Annotated in this window: 20 protein-coding genes and 1 pseudogene; 12 read left to right on the top strand and 9 right to left on the bottom strand. The window is 73.2% G+C overall.

All coding sequences use genetic code 11. The annotated features are described in order from the left end of the window. Positions 1–100 precede the first annotated feature (100 nt). Both ABZY20_RS09510 and ABZY20_RS09505 read left to right on the top strand, forming a co-directional pair. The gene (locus ABZY20_RS09510; protein ID WP_356438980.1) at positions 101–508 is read left to right on the top strand and encodes an SRPBCC family protein; all 408 of its coding nucleotides are present in this window, start codon (positions 101–103) and stop codon (positions 506–508) included. Between the two features lie 83 nt (positions 509–591). Further along, positions 592–1278, top strand: coding sequence for a ThuA domain-containing protein (locus ABZY20_RS09505; protein ID WP_356438977.1), 687 nt, complete (start codon positions 592–594; stop codon positions 1276–1278). Positions 1279–1295: 17 nt separating this feature from the next. On the opposite strand, the gene ABZY20_RS09500 is transcribed toward ABZY20_RS09505, so the two are convergent. Then, positions 1296–2339, bottom strand: coding sequence for a LacI family DNA-binding transcriptional regulator (locus ABZY20_RS09500; protein WP_356438975.1), 1044 nt, complete (start codon positions 2337–2339; stop codon positions 1296–1298). Positions 2340–2638: 299 nt separating this feature from the next. Further along, the gene (locus ABZY20_RS09495) at positions 2639–4063 is read right to left on the bottom strand and encodes a Gfo/Idh/MocA family oxidoreductase (RefSeq protein ID WP_356438972.1); all 1425 of its coding nucleotides are present in this window, start codon (positions 4061–4063) and stop codon (positions 2639–2641) included. Positions 4064–4409: 346 nt separating this feature from the next. Between ABZY20_RS09495 and ABZY20_RS09490 the strand changes: the two genes are divergently transcribed. Then, positions 4410–5996 (top strand): carboxylesterase family protein, encoded by a 1587-nt coding sequence (locus tag ABZY20_RS09490; protein WP_356438969.1) that lies wholly within the window; start codon positions 4410–4412, stop codon positions 5994–5996. 2 nt (positions 5997–5998) lie between these two features. Here the strand turns inward: ABZY20_RS09490 and ABZY20_RS09485 are convergent, their stop codons facing one another. After that, entirely contained in the window at positions 5999–6301 is a 303-nt protein-coding gene (locus ABZY20_RS09485) for a DUF397 domain-containing protein (protein WP_356438966.1), read from the bottom strand. Beyond that, positions 6298–7131 (bottom strand): helix-turn-helix transcriptional regulator, encoded by an 834-nt coding sequence (locus ABZY20_RS09480; RefSeq protein WP_356438963.1) that lies wholly within the window; start codon positions 7129–7131, stop codon positions 6298–6300. Before ABZY20_RS09480 ends, ABZY20_RS09485 begins: the two co-directional genes overlap by 4 nt. Before the next feature lie 85 nt (positions 7132–7216). On the opposite strand from ABZY20_RS09480, the pseudogene ABZY20_RS09475 reads away from it, so the two are divergent. Continuing rightward, positions 7217–7657: pseudogene (locus ABZY20_RS09475) on the top strand (ATP-binding protein); the annotation flags it as partial. 167 nt (positions 7658–7824) lie between these two features. Here the strand turns inward: ABZY20_RS09475 and ABZY20_RS09470 are convergent. From ABZY20_RS09470 to mmuM, 4 genes are all read right to left on the bottom strand, one after another. Continuing rightward, entirely contained in the window at positions 7825–9036 is a 1212-nt protein-coding gene (locus ABZY20_RS09470; protein WP_356438960.1) for a sigma-70 family RNA polymerase sigma factor, read from the bottom strand. 11 nt (positions 9037–9047) lie between these two features. After that, entirely contained in the window at positions 9048–9392 is a 345-nt protein-coding gene (locus ABZY20_RS09465) for a YciI family protein (protein WP_356438958.1), read from the bottom strand. A gap of 10 nt (positions 9393–9402) precedes the next feature. Further along, positions 9403–9654: a dihydrofolate reductase family protein gene (locus ABZY20_RS09460; protein WP_356438955.1), complete on the bottom strand. Its 252-nt coding sequence runs from the start codon at positions 9652–9654 to the stop codon at positions 9403–9405. Positions 9655–10123: 469 nt separating this feature from the next. Beyond that, on the bottom strand, positions 10124–11035 hold the full coding sequence (gene mmuM / locus ABZY20_RS09455) for a homocysteine S-methyltransferase (protein WP_356438952.1): 912 nt from the start codon (positions 11033–11035) through the stop codon (positions 10124–10126). 185 nt (positions 11036–11220) lie between these two features. Here mmuM and ABZY20_RS09450 point away from each other — a divergent pair, with 185 nt between their 5' ends. The 8 genes from ABZY20_RS09450 to ABZY20_RS09415 all read left to right on the top strand — a co-directional run bounded on the left by ABZY20_RS09450 (position 11221) and on the right by ABZY20_RS09415 (position 22168). Beyond that, positions 11221–12381 carry an aminoglycoside phosphotransferase gene (locus tag ABZY20_RS09450; RefSeq protein ID WP_356438949.1) on the top strand — a complete coding sequence of 387 codons (1161 nt, stop codon included), beginning with the start codon at positions 11221–11223 and terminating at the stop codon, positions 12379–12381. 467 nt (positions 12382–12848) lie between these two features. Beyond that, entirely contained in the window at positions 12849–14243 is a 1395-nt protein-coding gene (locus tag ABZY20_RS09445) for a Mucin-2 (protein WP_356438946.1), read from the top strand. A gap of 179 nt (positions 14244–14422) precedes the next feature. Further along, on the top strand, positions 14423–15478 hold the full coding sequence (locus ABZY20_RS09440) for a hypothetical protein (RefSeq protein ID WP_356438943.1): 1056 nt from the start codon (positions 14423–14425) through the stop codon (positions 15476–15478). Between the two features lie 191 nt (positions 15479–15669). Beyond that, positions 15670–16785: a glycoside hydrolase family 43 protein gene (locus tag ABZY20_RS09435; RefSeq protein ID WP_356438940.1), complete on the top strand. Its 1116-nt coding sequence runs from the start codon at positions 15670–15672 to the stop codon at positions 16783–16785. Between the two features lies 1 nt (position 16786). Continuing rightward, on the top strand, positions 16787–18199 hold the full coding sequence (locus ABZY20_RS09430) for an RICIN domain-containing protein (protein ID WP_356438938.1): 1413 nt from the start codon (positions 16787–16789) through the stop codon (positions 18197–18199). 97 nt (positions 18200–18296) lie between these two features. Then, on the top strand, positions 18297–19406 hold the full coding sequence (locus ABZY20_RS09425; protein ID WP_356438935.1) for a rhamnogalacturonan acetylesterase: 1110 nt from the start codon (positions 18297–18299) through the stop codon (positions 19404–19406). A 195-nt stretch (positions 19407–19601) separates the two neighbouring features. Then, positions 19602–21284 (top strand): DUF2264 domain-containing protein, encoded by a 1683-nt coding sequence (locus tag ABZY20_RS09420; RefSeq protein WP_356438933.1) that lies wholly within the window; start codon positions 19602–19604, stop codon positions 21282–21284. Positions 21285–21343: 59 nt separating this feature from the next. Beyond that, positions 21344–22168 carry an isocitrate lyase/phosphoenolpyruvate mutase family protein gene (locus ABZY20_RS09415; RefSeq protein WP_356438930.1) on the top strand — a complete coding sequence of 275 codons (825 nt, stop codon included), beginning with the start codon at positions 21344–21346 and terminating at the stop codon, positions 22166–22168. 3 nt (positions 22169–22171) lie between these two features. On the opposite strand, the gene ABZY20_RS09410 is transcribed toward ABZY20_RS09415, so the two are convergent. Further along, complete coding sequence (locus tag ABZY20_RS09410; RefSeq protein WP_356438927.1) at positions 22172–22759, bottom strand: TetR-like C-terminal domain-containing protein; 588 nt, start codon at positions 22757–22759, stop codon at positions 22172–22174. Positions 22760–22840 lie beyond the last annotated feature (81 nt).

The following is a 22840-nucleotide window of genomic DNA, read 5'->3' as shown; positions in this document are numbered from 1 at the left end:
CGCCCGGTCTTGAAGGAAACGGACAGCGTCCCGGGGCGCGGCCCGCCGGTGTCCGATCCGTTCAAGACGCCCCCGCGAGCAGGCCCGTACCGTCGCGGTCATGACGATCACGACCACACGCTCCCGGCACCTCGCCGTCTCCGTCGGCCGCCCGGCCCCGGAGGTCTACGCGTACGTCTCGAACCCCGTCAACATCCCCTGCTGGGCCCCCGGCCTGGCCCGCTCCCTGGAACGGGTGGACGGCCGGTGGGTGGGGGAGTCCCCGATGGGGCGGATCGAGGTGGCCTTCACACCGGACAACGACTTCGGTGTGCTCGACCACGACGTCACCCTGCCCTCGGGGCGGACCGTGCACAACCCGATGCGGGTGATCGCCGACGGCCCCGGCTGCGAGGTGGTGTTCACCCTGCGGCGGCAGCCGTGGATGAGCGACGAGGACGTCCGCCGCGACGCCGAGGCGGTGTCCGCCGACCTGACCAGGCTGAAGCGGCTGATGGAACAGGGCTGACCGCGCGCACCGCCCGCAGCGGCGAAAACCTCCGGCGCCCGGGCACGCCCGCACGCGCTCCTGATCTCGTAGGTTCGGATGTCATGGCACCCCGACTGCTCGTGTACACCCGGACCACCGGCTACCGGCACGACTCCATCCCGGCCGGCGTCGCCGCGCTGCGCACGCTCGACGGCTTCGAGACCGACGCCACCGAGGACCCGGCGGCCCTCGAACAGCCCCTCGACGCCTACGCGGCCGTCGTCTTCCTCTCCACCAGCGGCGAGGTCCTGACCCCGGCCGGACGCGAACGGCTCGCGGCGTACGTGGAGTCGGGCGGCGGTTTCGTGGGCGTGCACGCGGCGGCCTGCACGGAGGAGGACTGGCCGTACTACGGGGGCCTGCTGGGCGCCCGGTTCGCCCGGCACCCCCGCCACCAGCCCGGCAGGGCCGTCGTCGAGGACCACGACCACCCGGCGACCCGGCACCTGCCGGCCGTCTGGCACTTCACCGACGAGTGGTACGACTTCAGCGGCAATCCGCGCGGAGCGGTCCGGGTCCTGGTGACCGCGGACGAGTCGTCCTACGAGGGCGGCGGCATGGGCGACGACCACCCCCTGTCCTGGTGCCACCACCACGGCACGGGCCGGGTCTTCTACACGGCCTTCGGCCACGCCCCGGAGGCCTACGAGGACCCGGCCTTCCGTACCCACCTCTTCGGCGGCGTCGCCTGGGCGGCCGGGGTGCCCGGGCCCGGGCCGCACGGGCCGTCGGACGACCCGGCCCGGTAGGGACGACTCCGACCCGTCTACCTCCGCGGCGGCGCCGTGCTCGCCCGCTCCACCAGCCGTGTCGACAGTTCCGTGCGCGTGCTCTCCGGCTGGTGGCCGTCCATCATCCGCAGCAGGGACCGCAGGGCCGTCGCCGCCATCTCCGACAGCGGCTGGCGGACCGTGGTCAGCCCGGGGGAGGCCCAGCGCGCCTCGGGCAGGTCGTCGAAGCCGACCACGCTGATGTCGTCCGGGACGCTCAACCCCCGTTCGGCCAGCGCCTCGTACACCCCCAGCGCCATCCGGTCCGAGCAGACGAAGACGGCCGTCGGCGGCTCGGGCAGGTCGAGCAGTTCCCGCATGTGGCGACGGGCCAGGCCCTCGTCGAAACCGGCGTACCGGACGTGCTCGGCACGCTGCCGCACACCGGCCGCCGCGAGCGCCGAGCGGTACCCGGCGACCCGCGCGCTGCTGCACAGCGTGCGCCGGGGACCGGCGATGACGGCGATCCGCTCGTGCCCCAGGGACAGCAGGTGCTCGGTGGCCGTCAGACCGCCCTGCCAGTTCGCCGCGCCCACCGAGGCCACGCCCTCCGGCGGCTCCTGCACCGGGTCGATCATCACGAACGGGATGCGGTGCTGCTCCAGCCAGGCGTACTGCGACGCGCTCAGCTCGGCCAGGTTGAACAGCACCCCGGAGGAGCCGCGGGCGACCAGCTTGTCCAGCCAGCCGCGCTCCGGGCGTCCGGCCCGCGAGCGGGTCAGCGCCGCCGACACCACGACCTCGAGGCCCGCGTCGTGCGCCGCCTCCTCCACCCCGTGCAGCACCGCCCCCGACCAGGAACTCTCCAGCGAGTGCACCACCAGATCGACCAGCCGGGGCGGCTTCGCCGCGTCGAAGCGGGGTCTGCGCACATAGCCGAGCCGGTCGAGCGCCTCGGTCACCCGGCGGCGGGTCTCGGGCGCCACGTCCTCCCGGCCGTTGACCACCTTCGACGCGGTCGGCACCGACACCCCCGCCTCGCGCGCCACGACCGCCAGCGTCGGACCGGCGGCCGCGCTCGCACTCGCCGTACGGACCATGGGGAACCCACCTCTCCGGCCCGCCCGAGGGCCGTGGACAGCTGCAACCGACTCTGCACACGGCGGTTCACGGTCCGGGCCGGGCAGAAAGCGCTTCCTACTCTAGGTGGGCCGCCGGGCGGCGGGTAGACGGAGGAATCGAATGCGGGCCGAACACCGGCCCGGGCCAGGGGCCTTGGACGACGCCCCGTGCCTCGGCCCGAGGGGTGCCGGCGTGCCGAGGTGCCGGGGTGCCGGGGTGCCGGGGTGCCGGGGTGCCGGGGTGCCGGCGTGCCGGCGTGCCGGGGTGCCGGGGTGTCTCAGCCGGCGGGCGGCATGTCCGTGGGGCGGGAGTCGAGGCCGGGCCTGTCGTCCGCCCAGCCCCCGCGGGTGAAGTCCGGGAACTCGACCGGGCGCCCGTTCCGCGCCAGGGACGCGGCGCTCAGCGGGACCGCCGCGCACCAGGCCGCCGAGTCGTACACGTCGATGTCGGGCACCAGCCCGGCGCGCATCGACTGGACGGTGCGCCACTGCAGGACGTAGTCCATGCCGCCGTGGCCGCCGTTGTTCGCGGCGTCGTCGCCCACCTTGCGCCACAGCCAGTGGTCGTACTCCTTGCGGTAGTCGGCGAAGTCCCGCCAGGTGTGGCCGCCGTGGTCCGGTTCGAGGTAGACGCGCGCACCGGTCGGGGCGGGCCCGGCGTAGTCCTCGACGATGCCCCGGCTGCCGGCGAGGGTGTTGATGCGGCTGTAGGGGCGGGGCGCGCTGACGTCGTGCTCGGCCCGGATCGTCCTGCCCTTCGCCGTCTCGATCAGGCAGGTGACCAGGTCGCCGTTGACGTAGGTCTCCTTCCAGGACGGGTGGTCCCGCGGCACGAAGCGCTCGCGGTAGTCGGCCAGCCCTCGCGGGGCGGTGGCGGTGGCGCGCAGCGTGGTCATCCGGTCGCCGCGGTGGACGTCCATGGCCGCCGCGATCGGGGCGAGCCCGTGCATGGGGTACAGCGACGCGGTGCTGCGGGTGTGCCACAACCGCCGCCAGGAGTCGGTGTAGTAGGTGTCGGAGAAGAGCAGTTCCCGCAGGTCGTGGAGGTAGCCGCCGTGGCCGTGGGTGAGGTCGCCGAGGAGCCCGGCGTGCGCCATCCGCAGCATGGCCAGCTCGTTGCGGCCGTAACTGCAGTTCTCGGCGAGCAGCAGGTGCCTGCGGGTGCGCTCGGAGGTGTCGACCAGGTCCCACAGCTGGCGCAGTTCGGTCGCCACGGGGAGCTCCACCATCGCGTGCCGGCCGCTGAGCAGCGCGGCTCTGCCGTGCTCGTGGTGGAACTCCCACGGCGTGGCGACGTACACGAGGTCGATGTCGTCGCGCCGCAGCATCCGCGCGTAGGAGTCCGCCGATCCGCCGTACTCGGCGGGGCGCGGGCTGCCCTTGCCCTCCAGCCGGTCGGCGGCGCGCCGCGCGCGGTCGGCGCGGATGTCGCAGACGGCCGTCACGGTGCAGCCGGGCACGGCGGCCCAGCCGGTGATCATGCCCGCGCCGCGGTTGCCCAGGCCGATGACCGCGACGCGCACGGTGCGGTGGACCTCGAACGGCACACCGATCATCGACTTCTGCCCGGGCCGCCGGCGCGGTGCCCGCGCGGTCGCTGCGGTGGCGTCGGGGGCCGCGGCGGTCATCCCGGCCGTGAGCGCCCCGGTGGCGACGGCTCCGCCAAGGAGCCGTCGGCGGGAGACAGCGGGTGTTCTGGACATGACGGCAACACTCCTCGGTGGGGTGGCTTGCATCACTTCCGTTGCACTGTCGGTTCGGGGCATGACTCTGGGGGTCTGGGCAGGCGCATGTCAATATGTGCTCGGTAGAGGGCTGTTTCGAGCAAGATCGAGCACGAGGTTCGAGCAGGCGGTGATGGTGTCCGCACGCCGGCGTACGCCGAACGGGCCCACGCCGGCGCGGGGGTCCACCGAACGGCGGTCACGCCGCCCCCTGCGCCGGAATACCGGCGAACGCTGTGGTGCTCTGGAGATACCGGTGGGGTTACCGGTGGGTTTCGCCGGTGCCCGGCGCCGGCGCAGGTACGCGGCGAAAGGCTGGTGGCACATGACGGCAGACCAGACGGACCCCGTGGTCAGGAGCCCGTACGGAGCGGTGCGCGGGCGCTACGAGCGCGGCGTCGCGGTCTTCCGCGGCATCCCGTACGCGGCCCCGCCCTTCGGGCCTCGTCGCTTCCGCCCGCCCGTGCCCCTGCCCCGGTGGGACGGCGTCCGCGACGCCGTCGCCTTCGGCCCCACCTCGCCGAAACCCCCCTACTCCGACGCCTTCGCCCGCTACCTGTCCGACCCGCTCATCCCCGGCGACGACTGCCTCAACCTCAACGTCTGGACCCCCGACCCGAGCCCCACGGCCCGCCTCCCCGTCCTGCTCTGGCTGCACGGCGGCGCCCTGACCAGGGGCTCCTCGGCCGTCCCCGTCTACGACGGCCACACCTTCGCCCGCGACGGCGTGGTCTGCGTGTCGATCAACTACCGGCTGGGTGTCGAGGGCTACGGACTGTTCCCGGACACGCCCCCGAACCCGGGCCTGCGCGACCAGCTGGCCGCACTGATCTGGGTGCACGAGGCCATCGAGGCGTTCGGCGGCGACCCGGCCCGCATCACCGTCGCCGGCCAGTCCGCCGGGGCCATCAGCATCGGCGCGCTCCTCGCCGCCCCGCAGTCCCAGGGACTGGTCCGCCGCGCGATCCTGCAGAGCGGGCCGCCCGAGGCGTCCGAGCGGGCCAAGGTCCGCCGCATGGTGCGCCGGATGGCGTCCCGGCTGAAGATCCCCGCCACCGCCGAGGCCTTCGCCGCCGTCGACCGCGACCTGCTGCTGCGCACCCAGGCGGAGGTCGGCCGGCTCAGCAGCCCCGTGGTCGGCGGCCCCGCCTTCGGCATCGTCACCGACGGCGACCTCGTCCCCCGCGACCCGCTGGAGGCCCTCACCGACGGCGCCGCGCCCGGCGTGGAGATCCTGACGGGCTGGACCCGCGACGAGCACCGGCTGTGGCTGGTCCCCGGCGGCCTCCTGGACCGCGTCGACCGCCTCGGGGCCGTCGCCCTGGCCGGGGCCATGGCCCGCTGCCACTGCGGCAGCGAGGTGCCGCGCGGCTACCGCGCCCTGCACCCCGAGGCCGGCACGGCGGACATCGTCGGCCAGCTGGTCACCGACCACCTCCTGCGGATCCCGCTGCACCACCTGGCCGACGCCCGTACGGAACCGTCGTACGTCTACGAGTTCGCCTGGCCCTCCGGCCTCCCCGGCCTGGGCGCCTGCCACGCCCTGGAGCTCGGCTTCGTCTTCGACACCGGCGAGGTGCCCGAGTCCCGGAAACTCGCCGGGGAGGACGCCCCGCAGGAACTGGCCGACGCGATGCACACGGCGTGGGTCCGCTTCGCCGCCGACGGCGACCCGGGCTGGCAGCGCTGGGACGAGACCCACCCGGTACGCGTCTTCGGCGACCGCGCCCCGGACGCCGAGAACGGCCTCGCCTACACGGCGTTCGGCCCGCGGGACCGCGAACTCGCCCTCTGGACAGCCCCGCAAACCGTCACGCCCTCACCCTCTCCTGCCGAAGAGCCTGCGCGCACCAGGGAGTTGAGGTCGGTGGTACGCCGACTCCGCCACACCGGCGCCCTCCGCCGTCAGTGACGTCACGCCGCCCAGCGGGACAGGAACGCGTTCCAGGCGGCGGGGGTGACGGTGAGGTGGGGTGTGGTGGGGGTCTTGCTGTCGCGGATGTGGACGGCGGTGGGGTGGGTGGCGACTTCGAGGCAGGCGCCGCCTTCGCTGCCGCTGTAGCTGGACTTGCCCCAGGGGTAGGCGACTTCGATGCAGTTGCCGCCCTCGTCGCCGCTGTAGCTGGACTTGCGCCAGTGGTAGGCGACTTCGATGCAGTTGCCGCCCTCGCTGCCGCTGTGGCTGGACTTGAACCATTCAAGCGCGGTGCCGCTCATGCCTCTCCCGGAAGACGGTCCAGCAGGCCCCTCGTGTCCTCGGGCGTGAGGGCCTGTGACCGCAGCATCGCACACTTCTGAGTAAGGATCGCCACCTCATCCGGGTCGGCGATGAGCTGGCTGCCGCGCTGATTCTCCGTATAGGCGAGCCGCTGGTGTTCGGGTGTCTCCAGCAGGACGAACGGGCCGTTGAGGCCCGCGTGGCTGGTGCGGTTCAGCGGCAGAACCTGAAGCATGAGCCCAGGCAGCTCCGAGCACGCACGCAGGTGCCGCAACTGCTCGGCCCAGACCTCCCGGCCGCCGATGGGGGCCCGTACCACCGGCTCCCAGATGACGAAGCAGCTGATGGGCGCGCTCTTCGCCCGCAAGATCCGCTGGCGTTCGATGCGAGCCGCCGTCAACTGGGCGATCTTCTCCTCGTCGTAGCACGGCACGCGACTGCGGAACACAGCGCGCGCGTACGCCTCCGTCTGGAGCAGCCCCGGGACCACCTGGTTCTCGTACGAGGAGATCGCGATGGCCTCCTGCTCACGGTCCAGGAACTCCTCCGCCCAGAGCGGTACGAGATCCACCTCCGGCATCTCCGCCAGCGCCGCCGCCAACGCCCCCTTCGTGTCGAGGAGCCGGTCGAGCTGCTCGGCGAGGTCCGGCTTGAGGGGTCTTCTGCCCTGCTCGATGGAGGCGATCTGCTGCTCGCCGACGACGAAGATCTCCCCGAGGGACCTCTGCGTGTGCCCGGCGGCCTCCCGGAAGACGGCGAGCAGGGCGCCCACCATCCTCATCGCCGAGGCGTTCCTGCGGGACCGTCGGGACCGTGTCGTGGTGCTCATGGCGGCGAACTCCCCACCCGTGCGCGTACTTTCACCGGCGCCCGCCCGTACGGAGCAGCTGTACGGGTGCGCGCACTGTTCCATGATGACCACGGAGTGTGACTGTCGTCCCGTGAACGACGAAACTCCACCCTTGCCCCACCCCCCGTCCCCGCGCGAGCGGTTCTACCGCCGGGAGCGCCGGTCCGTACCGGCGGCAAGGGCGTTCGCGCGGGAGGCGCTACGGGACTGGGGAGCGCACGGGCGGGCGGACGACGTGCTGTTGTGTGTGAGCGAGCTGGCGACGAACGCCCTGGTGCACGGCGTGCCGCCCGGCCGGGGCTTCCTGCTCAGGCTGGTGCCGTACGGCGAGGGCGGTGGCGTCCGGGTCGAGGTGCACGACAGCGGCGACGGCGTACCGGCCGCGCCGCAGCAGGACGTCCGGGAGCCCGGCGAGGGAGGCCGGGGGCTGCTGCTGGTGTCGGAGCTGGCGGACAAGTGGGGGGTGGGGGAGAGGTGCCCGGGGAAGGTGGTGTGGTGCGAGTTCGAATCGCCTGATCGCCGCTCAGGTCCCCATTCCCCGGCCTGCGCTTTCGGGACGCACGCGACGAGCCGTGTCCAGTCAGCAGATCTCGCGGTCTCGAAGGCCGTGCTCGGTCCCGGTGATCGCCAGCCGGGCGAGTTCTCGTCTGGGGTTCGCCCGCCGGAGCCCGGTCACGCAGGTGTTTCGCCGAGCTGATTGCGCCGGGCGATCAGGTAGGCGTGTTCTGCCTGGTTGCTGGTGAGTGAGGCTGCGGTGTCGAACGCTTGCCGGGCCTCGCCGATCCGCCCGAGGCGGGCGAGGAGGTCGCCGCGGACTGCGTGGAACAGGTGGAAGGCTGTGAGGTCCAGGTCGTCCACCAGCCGAAGCGCCGCCGCGGGTCCTTCGATCTCGGCGAGGGCGACCGCGCGGTTGAGCGCGACCACCGGACTCGGGTCACGTTGTACGAGTTGGTCGTAGAGCGCGACGATCTGAGTCCAGTCGGTGACCGGGTCGGTGTGCACGGCGTTTATCGCGGCGAGCAACTGGAAGCGGCCGGGCTGGTTGCGGCGCAGGCAGGCGCGCACGGTCGCCCTGCCCTGGGCGATCAAGTCGGCGTCCCACTGGGAGCGGTCCTGGTCGGCGAGTCGCACGAGAGCGCCGTCGGCGTCGGTGCGAGCGGGGCGGCGCGCCTCGGTCAGCAGCATCAGCGCGAGCAGTCCGGCCGCCTCCGGCTCGTCGGGCATGAGCTCCACCAGAAGGCGGCCCAGTCGGATCGCTTCGACGCACAGTTCGCCACGGGCGAGCTCTGTGCCGGACGTGGCGACATAGCCCTCGTTGAAGATCAGGAAGATCACCGCGAGCACCGCGTCGAGGCGTTCAGGCAGGTCGGCCTCGTACGGCACCCGGTACGGAATGCGCGCGTCGCGGATCTTCGCCTTCGCCCGCACAAGCCGCTGCGCCATCGTGGCTTCGGGCACGAGGAAGGCGCGGGCGATCTCGGGCGTAGTGAGCCCGCCGAGCAGGCGCAGGGTGAGCGCCACTTGGGCGGGGCGGGCCAGGGCCGGGTGGCAGCAGGTGAATACGAGCCGCAGACGGTCGTCCGGCACGGCGCTCTCCTCGGCGGGTTCGGCTGCCGGGGCGGTGAGGAGTGCGGCCTCGGCGTGCTTGTCCGCGCGGGCACTCTCGCGGCGAAGGTGGTCGATGGCCCGGTTGCGGGCGGTGGTGATGATCCAGCCGGCCGGGCGGGGCGGGGCGCCGTCGACCGGCCATCTGACCAGCGCGGTCTCGAAGGCGTCGGCGACCGCGTCCTCGGCCAGGCCGATGTCGCCGAGCCTGCGCACGAGTACGGCAACGGCCTTGCCGTACTCGGCGCGGAAGACGGCCGCGATCTCCTGCGGCGTCATCGAGGTAGGGCTCAAAACGGTTCGACGTCCTGGAACGGGCGGACCTCGATCGGCAGCGTGGTGGCGGCCGCCGCCTTGCGGCCCCAGGACAGCGCCGCGTCCAGGTCGGGCGCGGTGATCACCCAGATACCGCCGATGTGCTCCTTGCCTTCGACGTACGGACCGTCGGTGAACATGCCGTCGGCCCGCACCACCGTCGCGGTGCCAGGCGCGTGCAGGCCGCCGGTGAACACCCATGAGCCGCTCTCTCGCAGCTCCTCGTTCAATTGGTGAAGGTCGGCGGCGATCTGGGTCATGGTCTCGGCGTCGGGCGATGGGCCGTCCGGCTGGTAGATCGAGAGCAGGTACTGAGGCATAGCCCCTCCCTCATCGGCGAGAGCAACGGGCGACGATCACGCCCTTGGTGGTGGTGACGGCGGGTTCGGTGAGCTCGAACTCGGTGAGCGGCGCGGGACCCTCGAACAAGCACGTGCCGCCGCCCAGGGTCAGCGGGTGGATCAGCAACCGGTCGTGGCCGACCAGGCCGGCGGCGTGCAGGTAGCGGATGAGCGAGGCGCTGCCGATGATCGACAGATCGTTGCCGGGGCCGGCCTCGGGGTCGGCCACCGTCTGGTCCATGACCTGGTCGTTGTACTGCCCGCCCCAGCCCCGTGGGTGAATCCGCCGCGGGTGTCCTCGTCCGGGCGGCCAAGGCCCTGGACAACTCCATCGAGGGTGACGCGACATCGTCGCCATGATCGACCGCATGATCCGCTCCTGCCCTCCGCGGACCGCTCTTCCGCGGCCCGGCTCACCTCCTACACGAACGGCCCCTGGCGAAATCGACACCGTCCATGTCACCAATTTCCCGCCCAGCCACCACCGGAGCCGCCGATACGCACGATCATCGCTCTGACCTGCATCGAAAGGCCGGAAACAGGCTCTGAGCTTGTCTCTCAACCTCGGCGTGAGACGAGACGGGCGAGTGACTCTGTGGGCCCGCCCCACGGCGAAGGCCACCCCAGAGGTGCAGACGCTAGCGACCGCCTTCGTCCGGGCCTCCGCCGCACACCACACCCCGGAAGAGGATCCCGCACCCGCCCCACCCCTACGCCACCCCCAGCACCCCCGCGATCCCCGAGATCGCCCCCGGCCCCACCCGGCAGCACCCGCCGATCAGCCGTGCTCCCGCCTGCTGCCAGCCCTTGACCTGGTCGGACGTGAAGGAGGAGCTGCCGGTCCAGGTGCGGGTCGTGGCGTTCCAGGTCTCGCCGCTGTTGGGGTAGACGACCACCGGCTTGCCGGTCACCCGGGACGCGACCGACGCCGCGGCGTCCACGTCCTCGGGGGCGCAGCAGTTCACGCCGACGGCGATGATCTCGTCCGCGTCCGAGGCCGGTGCGAAGGCCTCCTCCAAGGGCTGTCCGGCCCTCGTGCGGCCTCCGGCCACCGAGTACGTCAGCCAGGCCGGGACCCCGAGCCCGCGCACCGCCCGCAGCAGCGCCGCCGCCTCGTCCGCGTCGGGCACCGTCTCCAGCGCGAGGACGTCCGGGCAGGCCGCGGCCAGCACCTCCAGGCGCGGCCGGTGGAAACGCTCCAGTTCGTCCACGGTCAGCCCGTAGCGGCCCCGGTACTCCGAACCGTCCGCCAGCATCGCCCCGTACGGACCGGCCGAGGCCGCCACCCACAGCGGCCGGGGGACGCGCGCCCGGCGGGCCGCTTCACGGGCCAGCTCCACGCTCAGCGCCATGAGTTCGGCCGCCCGGTCGTGGTCGATGCCGCGCCGCGCGAACCCCTCGAACGTGGCCTGGTAACTGGCGGTGATCGCCACGTCCGCACCCGCCCGGAAGTAGGCCAGGTGCGCCTCGGTGACCGCCTCGGGCCGCTCGGCGAGCAGCCGCGCCGACCACAGCTCGTCGCTCAGGTCGTGCCCGGCCGACTCCAGCTGGTTGGACAGGCCGCCGTCGAGCACGACCGTCCCGGCGGTGAGGGCTCCGGCGAGGGTGAGGGTGCTGGTCATGCCGACGACGGTAGTCGACGTACCGGGCGGACCCCGGCGGTCGATGTCCGGGAAGTGGGCGGGGTGACCAGGATGTGGGACGGCGCGGTTGTGATCCAGAACCCCAGCAGAGGTCGGACCGGAACGTGTGGCTGCGGGGGCGCGAGGACACCGCGGAGGCGTCCGCGTCGGCATAGCATCGGGGGATGCCCGAGGTCCCTGCCCCCGCCCCCACCGCTGTCGCCGCAGCAGCAGCCGTCGCCGTCGCACGAGCCGAGGTCCGTGAGGTCCTGGGAGTCCCGGCGGGCCGGGCGAGGTTCGAGCCGCTCACGCACAATCCGCGCAACGGCGTCACGGCCGGGGTGTGGCGGGTGACCGGCGCAGGGCGTTCCGCCGTGCTGAAGGTGCTGACGCGGACCAAGGAGAGCGCCGTCTCCTGGGCGGCCTCCAACGACCCCCGGCACTGGAACTTCTGGCGCCGCGAGGCGTACGTCTACCGCTCCGGGCTCGCCGGGGTCTGGCAGCGGCACGGCATCCGGGCGCCCCGGCTGCTGGAGTGCGTCGAACGCCCCGACGGCGACGTGGCGTTGTGGCTGGAGGACGTGCCGGGCGAACCGGCCACGGCCTGGCCGCTGGAGCGCCACGTCGAGTACGCCCGGCGCCTCGGCGCGGCCCAGGGCGCGGTCGGCGCGGGGGAGGACCACCCGTGGCTGTCGCACCGCTTCCTGCGCGACTACACGGCCGACCGGGCGCCGGGCCAGGACCTGCTGGCCGACGACGGCGCCTGGCAACACCCCCTGATCCGCTCGCACTTCCCGCCCGGCCTGCGCGAGGACATGGTCCGCCTCCGCCACGACCGCGAGTGGTTCCTCACGCTCATGGAGTCGCTCCCGCGCGCCTTCTGCCACCTCGACCAGTGGCCGGCGAACCTCCGCTCCGACGGCTCCGGCTCCGGCGTCCTGCTCGACTGGGCCTTCGCCGGTGACGGCGCCCTCGGCGAGGACCTCGGCAACTACCTCCCCGACACCGTCCTCGACCACTTCGTCCCCGCCGCCGACCTGCACGGCCTCGCCAAGCAGGCCTACGACGCGTACGTCCACGGCCTGCGCGGGAGCGGCTGGCACGGCGACGAGCACCTCGTACGGCTCGCCGTGTGCGCCTCGGCGGTGAAGTACGACTGGCTCACGGCACTGATGCTGGCCAGGGCGGACGACGAGCCCGTGGGATACGGCGGCGCGGGCACCGTCCCCGCCGCCCTCCGCTACCGCGAACGCGGTCTCGTCCTGGCGTTCCTCGCCGAGTGGGCGGCCGAGGCACGGCTGCTCGCACCCCGGCTCGGCTTCCCCGAGGCCCCGAGCGGCCGCTGAGCCGCGGAAACCCGCCTGGCCCTCGTCCGCCCGGCCGTCACGGACGACGGCGGCCACCTCACGCTCACCGCGCCCGGGACCGGGCCACTCCGCCTCCGGGTGGACACGCCGATGCCCGTCGGACCATCGATCTGTTCGGCACCGCCTATCAGGGCATCGACCAGGGCGACGCGGTCGCCGAGTGACTCTCGGACGTGCTGGGCCTGCGTCGTTTCGTTGGACTGGTGACCTGGGCACCCTCCCCTCGTTCGGCATCTGTGCCGGTCAAAGCCCTGAGGGCTGGTGGAACGGTGGCCGACAGATGTCGTGCATGAAAAGGACCCGATGTCACTCGGCACGGCCGGATTTCCCGGTACCCGGACAGCACCGCCCCAGCCGGACAACTGGCGCCGTGCGGCGGCTCCTGACGGGCGCACGGGAGATCATGGTCGCGGACCAATCGGAGAAGACACAGGGGTAGGGGAACCATGGTGACGTTCCACGCGTCCGCGCTGGACGGAGTCGCCCGAAATCCGGCACTGCCGACACGGCTGCTACTGCGCCTGCTCGCCTTCGAGGGGGACGGTGACGGTCCGCCCCGTGACGCCCTTCAGCGGGCCGGACTCCCTGAGCCGGCCGTCGTGGCGATCCTGGCCCACCCGAACCCGGGCGCCCGGATCGACTTCGCCATGAGCGCCAGGGCGGAGTCCGCACAGCGGGCCCGGCTCGCGGACGATCCTTCTCCGAAGGTGCGGGCAGCTCTTGCATATGGACCCCATGTGTACGATCCGCGCACAAAGGTCGCACCGCTCCCGGACGCCGTGTGTGTCCGCCTGCTCGACGACCCCGCGCCTTCCGTCCGCTCGGCACTTCTGGGCTCGCCCCATCTGGCGCCGTCGTTCGTGGCCTCGATGGCCACTCATCACCGTGCGGCAGCGCGCCGGGAAGCGGTGCGTGCATGGGAGATCCTGCCGCCGGGCGAGCGGTCGGCACTGCTGGCCGATCCCGACCCCGAGGTGCGACGGGCCGCCGCGCTGCGGGAGTGCCGGCGGGACGCACGCCTCACCGCCGAACTCCTCCGCGACCCGAAGTCCGCCGCCGAGGCGCTGCGCCGTGGGCTCCTTCTTCGTGCCGACGCCGAGCGGTGCGTCGCCGAGCGGACGCACCTGGCGGCTCTGGCCGGGAACCCGTCGCTGCCCGCCGACCTCGTGGAGCGGCTCGCCGTCGACCCCGACGAGGCCGTACGGCTCGCGGTCTCCCTCAGGCCCGAGCTGGATGAGGCACGGCGCATGGCGATCGACTTCACGGTCGGGGGCCTCGACAGGGGCGACGACGTGCAGTGGGTACGGGACGGGCTCGCCGACCCCGAGGTGCTGCGCCGGGCCGCGGCCTCCGCCCACCCGCTGCTCCGTCGAGCCGCCGCCCGGAGCCCTCATCTACCGCCCGACCTGCTGCGCCTGCTCGCGCGCGTCGAGGACCCGGTGGTGGAGAACCGCCTGGGCATTCACCACCCCGACACCCCGGAGGAGGTTCTCATGCGTGTGTACGCGAGGCTTGGCGGGACGTTCTCCGCCTGGATGGCGGAGACGCACCCTCGCTTCCCCCGCGAGGGCCTTGCCGCGCGCTACGCGGACCACCCGGACGGGAAGTACCGTCGGCTGGCTGTCCGGGACCCGGCCGCCACGCCCGCGCTGATCGAACAGCTCAGCCATGACCCCGAGGTCTGGACGCGTCAGGCGGCGGTCCGTGACCCGCGCCTGCCGCTGCACCGGCTTCGCGAGGCGCTTCATGTCCCTGAACTGGCCTCCAGCGCGGGTGCCAACCCGGCGCTGCCCGAGGATGAGATGGCCGCCGTCCTGGACCGGGCTGGTGTTCCTGCCTGACCGGCGAGCAGAATCGACTTGCTCGCATCCCCGGTGCAAGTCGAGCTGCGAGCCGCTCGGGGCGAGCCGGAGCCGTGTGCCGTGTGCGGTCCGGTCCCCGCCGGTGGGAATTCCGTGGCCGCCCCCGCGCCGGGTCGCGAGAATGCCGGGGTCCGGCTGCCTGGGGGAGGGAGACGTGCGTGGCGGTCTTCGCGTGCGCGCGGTGCGACGCCGAACTGACCGTGCCCGTCTCGCGCGTGGCCCTGCCCGTCCACGCTCACCAGTACGTCGGACACGAGCTGCTCCCCGTGCTCATGGAGCCGGGCACGTACGCCGTGGACCCCGAGCCCTCCGGTCCGCCCTGGCGGACGTGGAGCGAGACCGGGGCGGACGAGGCAGCGGCCCGGGGCGTCCACGCTCCCGTTCCGGTCCTGTCCTGCGGGCCGGCGGGCGCGGTGGTCGTGGCGCCGGGGGACGTGCGCGGCACGAGGCTCGTCCCCGGGCGGTGCGACGGGTACTGCATGGGGCTCGACGGGCGGGACGGCCCCAATCTGGCCTGCGTCCGCTGCGGGCAGCCGGTGGCGACGCGCCTCGACGACTGCACGTTGTGGCAGGCCGTGTGGTTCGACCCGGACGCCGTGCGTGCCCTCGCCGCCGACGACCCCGCCCCTGCGGCCGACTGGGACGCGCTGCGGCACGAGTACGAGGGCGTCCCGCCCCTGGAGCAGCCCGGGTGGTGGAACCCCCGGTGGGAGGCGGCTGTCGGGGCGGCGCTCGCCTGCGTGCTGGCCGCCTCGGGCGGATCCGCGGTGGAGGTCCCCGGCGGCCTCCTCGCCGAGACGTTCGGCCGCGCGCTGGACCTCCTGCTCCCGCCTGGGCGTGGACCGGGGAAGCTGCTGGCCCCGTCCGGCCCCGGCCTTCACGGCCCCGCCCCCGACATCGCCCTCGTCCCGCGGCACCCGCGGACCGGGGAGGTCTGGCAGCCGCCGCCCGGCGTCGCGCACGCCGTGCCGGTCCATGCCGGGGTGTGGATCGGGCTGGCCTTTCCCCGGGCGCATCTGCCCGTCCCCGTGAGCGGCGGCCTGCCCGACGGTGTGGAGCGCGACGATCCCCTGCCGCTGCGCCCGCGGAGCCTGTTCCAGCCCGATCACCGGCTGTTCCTGCACACGCTGGCCCGGCTGCCCGCCGTCCGTGAGCCGTGGCTGCGCGGTGTCTACGACCGGGTGAGCCGGGACCCCTACCGGCGTCCCTTCTGACGTCACATCAGGCAGCTGAATTCGGTAACTGGTCTGACGCCCGGCCGGGTTCGTCCCGTCAGACCCGTTGACCTCCCCGTGCCACCCCCTTACCTTTCCAGCGTTCGTAATCACAGATGGCGTTCGAGATTTCAGACGGCGTGGCCGGATCGCGACGCCGCGTGTCCCCCACGGAGAGGCAGGCCCCCCGCATGAGCCGCGACAGCGACCACGCTCTGCCCCAATCCCCCAGCCGCAGGCGACTGTTGATGGGTGCCGCAGCCGCCGGTGCCCTGGCCGCAGTCCCCGCCCTTCCCGGCACCGCCGCTGCCGCCACCCCCCAGACGGCCGCCGCCCCGGCCGGGCGCCGCGCGCAGGACCCCTTCGTCAACCCGCTGGTCCGCAACCGCGCCGACCCGCACGTCCACCGCCACGGGGACGGCTTCTACTACTTCACCGCCACCGTGCCCGAGTACGACCGCATCATCCTGCGCCGCTCCCGCACCCTCAACGGACTGGGCGCGGCCGCCGAGTCCGTCATCTGGCGCGCCCACCCCACCGGCCCGATGGGCGCGCACATCTGGGCGCCCGAACTGCACCGCATCGGCGGCAAGTGGTACATCTACTTCGCCTCGGCGCCCGCAGAGGACGTCTGGGCGATCCGCATCTGGGTGCTGGAGAACGCCCACTCCGACCCCTTCCAGGGCACCTGGGTGGAGAAAGGCCAGGTGAAGACGGCCTGGGAGACCTTCTCCCTGGACGCCACCACCTTCACCCACCGCGGCAAGCGCTACCTCGCCTGGGCGCAGCACGAGCCCGGCATGGACAACAACACCGGCCTCTTCCTCTCCGAGATGGCGAACCCCTGGACCCTCAAGGGCCCTCAAGTACGGCTCTCCACCCCGGAGTACGACTGGGAGTGCATCGGCTTCAAGGTCAACGAGGGTCCCTACGTGCTGAAGCGCAACGGCCGCCTGTTCATGACCTACTCGGCCAGCGCCACCGACGCCAACTACTGCGTGGGCCTGCTGACCGCCGACGCCGACAGCCACCTCCTGGACCCCCTGAGCTGGACCAAGTCGCCGACCCCGGTCTTCACCAGCAACGACACCACCCGGCAGTACGGCCCCGGCCACAACTGCTTCACCGTCGCCGAGGACGGCCGCACCGACGTCCTCGTCTACCACGCCCGCCAGTACAAGGAGATCGACGGCGACCCGCTGCACGACCCCAACCGCCACACCCGCGTCCAGAAGCTCGGCTGGAAGGCGGACGGCACCCCCGACTTCGGCGTCCCCGTCGCCGACACGGCCCCGGCGGGTGACTGACGTGAGACGACTCCACGCCGCCCTCCTCGCCCTGTGCCTCGGCCTGTTCGGCGCCCTCGCCACCGCCGGACCCGCCCAGGCCGCGCCGCAGACGATCACCAACGGCACCCAGTTCACGGACACGTCCGGCAACCCCGTCCACGCGCACGGTGGCGGGGTGATCAAGGTCGGCTCGTACTACTACTGGTTCGGCGAGCACCGCAACGCCGACAACACCTTCCGGTACGTCGACGCCTACCGCTCGACCGACCTGAAGAACTGGGAGTTCCGCAACCACGTCCTCACCGAGGCGAGCGACCCCGAACTCGCGACGGCCAACATCGAGCGTCCCAAGGTCATGTACAACGCGTCCACCGGCCAGTTCGTGATGTGGATGCACAAGGAGAACGGCACCGACTACAGCGAGGCCCGCGCCGCCGTCGCCGTCTCCGACACCGTCGACGGGAACTACACCTGGAAAGGCAGCTTCCGGCCGCTCGACCGGCACATGTCCCGTGACATCACGGTCTTCGTCGACACCGACGGCGCCGGCTACATGATCTCCGCCGCCCGCGAGAACTACGACCTCCACATCTACCGCCTCACCGCCGACTACACCGGCGTCGCGAGCCTGGTCGCCAACCCCTGGCCCGGCGGCCACCGCGAGGCCCCCGCCCTGTTCCAGCGCAACGGCGTGTACTTCATGCTGACCTCGGGGGCCACGGGCTGGAACCCCAACCAGCAGCAGTACGCAACCGCCACGAACCTCGCCGGACCCTGGTCGGCCATGAGGAACATCGGCGACTCGACGGCGTACGGCTCGCAGACCGCGTTCGTCCTGCCGGTGCAGGGCACCTCGGGCACCTCGTACCTGTACATGGGTGACCGCTGGGGCAACTCGTTCGGCGGCACGGTCAACGACTCGCGGTACGTGTGGCTGCCGCTGGCCTTCTCCGGCTCGACCACGATGTCCATGTCCTGGTCGCCCGAGGTCACCCTCGACACGGCCGCCGGGACCGTCAGCGGGACGAACGCCACGTACCAGACGCTCGTCGCCCGCCACTCCGCCAGGTGCGCGGACGTCACCAGCCAGTCGCTTCGGACGGGCGCCCAGCTCAAGCAGTACGACTGCAACGGCGGTGCCCACCAGAAGTTCTGGTTCAAGCCCGTCGGAAGCGGTTACCACCAGCTGTCGGTCCGCAGCAGCAGCCTGTGCGTGCAGGAGAACGCCGCCACGGTCACCCAGGAGAACTGCGACGCCTCGGCGGCCGGCCAGCAGTGGTCGGTCACCACCACCGGCTCGTACGTGATCGTCCGCTCCCGCGCCACCGGCGAGTGCCTCGACGTCAGCGGCGGGTCCACCGCCAACTCCGCCGCCCTCATCACGTACACCTGCAACGGCGGGACCAACCAGCAGTGGACGCGCGGGACCTGAGCGATCCCGGGAATGCCGCTCCCGGTATCTAGAAAGCGCTTGCCGGGAGCGGTACGGTCCAGCCCCAGGTCGTGTCGTCCGCGGGGAGGAACCCGGAGTGAGACGTTTCAGCATCGCCGCCGTCGCGGCGGTGACCCTGGCAGCCGCGTTGTCGTCCCCACTGGCCCAGGCCCAGGCCCAGGCCCAGGCCCAGGAGCGGGACCGGGCCCAGGAGCGGGCTCGGTCCCAGGAGGGGGCTCAGCCGGACCGGCCGTCCGCGGGCCTCGCCCACTGCGCCGACGGCCTCTGCCACTTCGACGTCCCGCCCGGCACCTACGACGTGCGGGTCACACTCGGCGCCCGGGACGCGTCCCGCACCAGCGTGAGCGGCGAGAGCCGCCGCTCCCTGCTGCCGGAGACGGCCGTCGCCGCCGGGGAGCGCGTCACCCGCGGCTTCACCGTGAACGTCCGTACCCCGGAGGGCGAGCCCACCGGACCCGAGGGCAGCCCCGGCCTCGACCTGCGCATCGGCGGCAGCGCGCCCGCCCTGGCCGGCATCCGCGTCACCCCGGCCCGGCACGTCCGCCAGATCCTCCTGATCGGCGACTCCACCGTCTGCGACCAGCCCGGCGACCCCTACTCCGGCTGGGGCCAGCAACTGCCCCGGTACCTCCGCGCGGGCCTGTCCGTCGCCAACTACGCCGATTCCGGGGAGAGTACGGTCTCGTATCTGGGGAACCCGCGACTGTGGGCCACCGTACGGCCCCTGATCCGCCCCGGCGACCTGGTCCTCGTCCAGCTCGCGCACAACGACAAGACCACGGACGAGGCCACCTACCGGGCCAACCTGGAGACCCTGGTGGCGGGCGTCCGGGAACGGGGCGGACAGCCGGTCCTTGTCACTCCGATCGTGCGCCGCTGGTTCAGCCCCGACGGCACGCTCAACAACGGAACCGCGCTCCTGGTCAACGGACTCGGTGTCGACCACCCGGCCGTCATCCGCTCCGTCGCCGCCGCCCTGGACGTCCCGCTGATCGACCTCACGGCGAGGACCAAGGCGCTCGTGGAGTCCCTGGGCGCCGAAGCGTCCAAGGCGCTGTACCTCACCGACGAGGCGCGGGACAACACGCACACCTCCGTGCGCGGTGCGGCCGTCTACGCGGGCCTGGTCCGCGACGAACTCGTCACCCGGCATCTGGTGCCGAAAGGCAGGGTGCGGGTGGGATGAACCCCTGGGGCGCCCCGACCGGAACCGGGGCGCTCCAGGCTCCACCCGTTCCGGCCGCACCGAGCGTCCCGAGCGCACCAAAGTCCCGAGCGCACCGAGCGTCCTGAGCGCACCGAGCGTCCCGAGCGCACCGAGGGCCCCTAGGGACCCGGCCGTCCTGAGCGCCCCGGGCGTTCCGAGCACGAGAGAGAACGAATGCAGCTGCCGCCCGCCGACCGCACGACGTCCCCGTTCACCGGCTACGGCCGCGCGCACTGGGAGGCCGCGGCCGACGCCCTGCTCACCGCCGTCGAGCCGTACGCGACCGACGACCGCGCGCTGTACCACCTGCCCGGCGACCGCACCAGCTGGTCGGGCCGTCTCTCCGACGGCCTGGAGGGCTACGCCCGCACCCTGCTGCTGGCCGCCTTCCGCCGCGACGAGAAGGCCCTGGAGCGCTACGCCACCGGCCTCGCCGCCGGAGTCTCGGGCGTCTGGCCGCGCATCGAGGACCGTGGCCAGCCCCTCGTGGAGGCGGCGTCCATCGCCCTGGCCCTGCGCCTGACCCGGGACCTGCTCTGGGACCGGCTGGACGACGGCGTACGGCAGCGGACGGCGCGATGGCTGGCCGGCGCGCTCACCGCCGAGCCGTGGCCCTGCAACTGGGAGCTGTTCCCGGTCACCGTGGGCGGATTCCTCGCCGACATCGGCCACGAGCCGGAGGCGTCCCGCGCGGCGATCGACCGCGGCCTGGAACGCGTCGAGCAGTGGTACGCCGGCGACGGCTGGTACACCGACGGCGACGGCCGCAAGTACGACTACTACAACGGCTGGGCGATGCACCTCTACCCGGTGCTGCACGCCTGGCTGGAGCGCGACGAGACGCTGCTGGCGCGGTACGGCGACCGCCTCGCGCGCCACCTCGCCGACTACGCCCGCCTGTTCGGAGGCGACGGCGCCCCCCTGCGCCAGGGCCGCTCCCTGACCTACCGCTTCGCCACGACCGCCCCCCTGTGGCTCGGCGCCCTGACGGGCCGCACCCCCCTGCGGCCCGGGGAGACCCGGCGCCTGGCCTCCGGCGCCCTGAAGTACTTCCTCGACCGGGGAGCGGTGGACGACCGGGGCCTGCTGACCCTCGGCTGGCACGGCCCCGACGCGTCCGTGCTCCAGGGCTACTCCGGCCCGGCCTCCCCGTACTGGGCGAGCAAGGGCTTCCTCGGTCTGCTCCTGCCTCCCGGGCACGAGGTGTGGACGGCGCCGGAGGAACCGGGCCCCACCGAACGCGCCGACGCCGTCACACCGGTCGGCCCGCCCAACTGGCTGCTCCAGTCGACCCGTTCGGACGGCATCGTCCGCCTCCACAACCACGGCAGCGAGGACGTCCGCTACGACCCGTACTACACGCGGCTCGCCTACTCCACGGTGACGGCCCCCGCCCCGTCCCACGACAACAGCGTGGTCGTGGACGGCGACCCGAGCCGTACGGGCATCGAACCGCTGGGCACGGGCGAGGGCTGGGCGGCGTCCCGGCACACGGCGGGCGGGGGAGCGCGGGTGACGAGCGCGGTGCTGGCCCGCGGCGCGGTGGAGGTCCGCGCCCACCTGGTCGAGGGCGCCGCGCCCGGCACACAGGTCCGGGTGACCGGCTGGAGCGCCCCGGACGGCATCCGGGCCGAGCTCCTGCCCGTCCTCCACCTCGACGACGACCTCACCGGCGTCACCGCCGGGGACGCCACCCTGTTCGTCGCCCTGGCCCGGCTCACCGGCGAGCCGGATCCGGTACCGCTGGAACGGGCGGCGGCCGTCGGCGTCGCCGGGGACGGCACGGTGACGGTGCGCTGGAGCGACGGGACCGAGGCGCGGTTCCGGCTGGACGGGTCCGGTGCGCACCTCGCCTGACCCGCTCCGGCAGCGACGGTTCGGCCGGCGCCGAACGGACCCGGGTCTAGCGTGGCGCCATGACCGCGAACCCCGGGCCGACCCCGCCCGTCACCGCCTTCGCCGCGCTCCACCACGCCGAGGAGCCGCTGCTGCTGCCCAACGCCTGGGACTGCGCGTCGGCCCTGGCCCTCGCGGGACAGGGGTTCCGGGCGGTCGCGACGACCAGCCTGGGCGTGTCGGCGGTCGCCGGGCTGCCCGACGCGGCGGCGGCCACGCGCGAGGAGACACTGCGGCTGGCCCTCGCCCTCGGCTCGGCGCCGCTGCTGCTCTCCGTCGACGCCGAGGGCGGCTTCAGCGAGGACCCGGACGAGGTGGCGGAGTTCGCCCGGGAGCTGTACGCCGCCGGAGCCGTCGGCATCAACCTGGAGGACGGACTCGGGCCCGCCGCCCGGCTCGCCGCGAAGATCGCCGCGGTGAAGCGTGCCGTCCCCGCGCTCTTCGTCAACGCCCGCACCGACACGCACTGGCTCGGCGACGGCGACAGCGCGGACACCCTCTCGCGTCTCGACGCCTACCAACAGGCGGGCGCCGACGGCGTGTTCGTGCCCGGGCTGACCGACCCGCACCGGATCGCCGCCCTGGTGCGCCGCCTGGACGTCCCCCTCAACGTCCTCTACACGCCCACCGGCCCACCCGTCGCCCACCTCGCCGACGCCGGCGCGCGTCGCGTCAGCCTCGGCTCCCTGCTGTACCGGCGGGCCCTGGGCGCGGCCCTGGAAGCGGCCGCGGACATCAGGGCGGGCCGCACACCGACGGGCCCGGCACCGTCCTACGCCGACGTGGCGGGACTGCTGCCGTCCACGGACGGGGCGCCGAAGCGGGCAGGCGAGCGGGCCCGGTGATGTTCAGCCGCCGGGAGTCCTGCCCTCGCGGGGCCAGTTGAGGAGCAGGACGTGCAGGGCGTCGATCGACTTGTCCCAGGACTCCTGCGCGTCGCGGGGTGCGCCGAAGGCGCCGGTGGACTCCAGAGCGCAGTACCCGTGGAAGGTGCTGCGCAGCAGGCGTACGGCGTCGGTGAGGTCGGGCTCCTCCAGGCCGTAGGCGCGGAGCATGCCGTAGGTGACCTCGGCGGTGCGGCGCAGGACGGGGGAGTCGGTGACCAGGGCCTGGTCGAGGGGGATCTGGGCCGCCGCGTACCGGCCGGGGTGTTCCAGGGCGTAGGCCCGGTAGGCGCCGGCGAAGGCGGCGAGCGCGTCCCGGCCGGTCCGGCCCGCGACCGCCGCCGCGATCCGGTCGACCAGCTCGCCGCCCGCCAGCAGGGCCATGCGCGTCCGCAGATCCGCGAGGCTGCGGACGTGCGAGTACAGGCTGGCGTCCTTCACCCCGAAGCGCCGCGCCAGTGCGGACAGGGTCACGTGTTCGTAGCCGGCCTCGTCGGCGAGGTCGGCTGCCGCCGCGACGAGGCGCTCGGGGCTGAGGCCGGCTCTGGGCATGGACGGACGGGCCTACCTCTCCGACGGGGCTCGGACGGTTCCGACAGGGGGCGGACGTTCCGACAGGGCTCGGGCGGTGCG

The sequence above is a fragment of the Streptomyces sp. NPDC006624 genome, from assembly GCF_040611555.1.
Taxonomy (GTDB): Bacteria; Actinomycetota; Actinomycetes; order Streptomycetales; family Streptomycetaceae; genus Streptomyces.
This window is presented reverse-complemented; position numbering and strand designations above follow the sequence as displayed.